This window comes from Yonghaparkia sp. Soil809, assembly GCF_001429705.1.
In the GTDB taxonomy this organism is placed as follows: Bacteria; Actinomycetota; Actinomycetes; order Actinomycetales; family Microbacteriaceae; genus Microcella.
The window spans coordinates 1-260 of sequence record NZ_LMSV01000002.1 but is presented as its reverse complement, the minus strand read 5'-3'; the positions used below and the strand labels follow the sequence as shown (position 1 = coordinate 260).

Annotated in this window: 1 rRNA gene (running past one end of the window); it reads right to left on the bottom strand. The window is 57.3% G+C overall.

Annotated elements, in window-relative coordinates:
• A 23S ribosomal RNA gene (locus ASG83_RS12900) occupies window positions 1-260 on the bottom strand; its annotated part reaches 265 nt to the left of the window's first position; the annotation flags it as partial.

Below are 260 nucleotides of genomic sequence, written 5' to 3'. Positions count from 1 at the left end.
CTCCAGCCCCAGGATGCGACGAGCCGACATCGAGGTGCCAAACCATGCCGTCGATATGGACTCTTGGGCAAGATCAGCCTGTTATCCCCGAGGTACCTTTTATCCGTTGAGCGACAGCGCTTCCACAAGCCACTGCCGGATCACTAGTCCCGACTTTCGTCCCTGCTCGACCTGTCAGTCTCACAGTCAAGCTCCCTTGTGCACTTACACTCGACACCTGATTGCCAACCAGGTTGAGGGAACCTTTGGGCGCCTCCGTT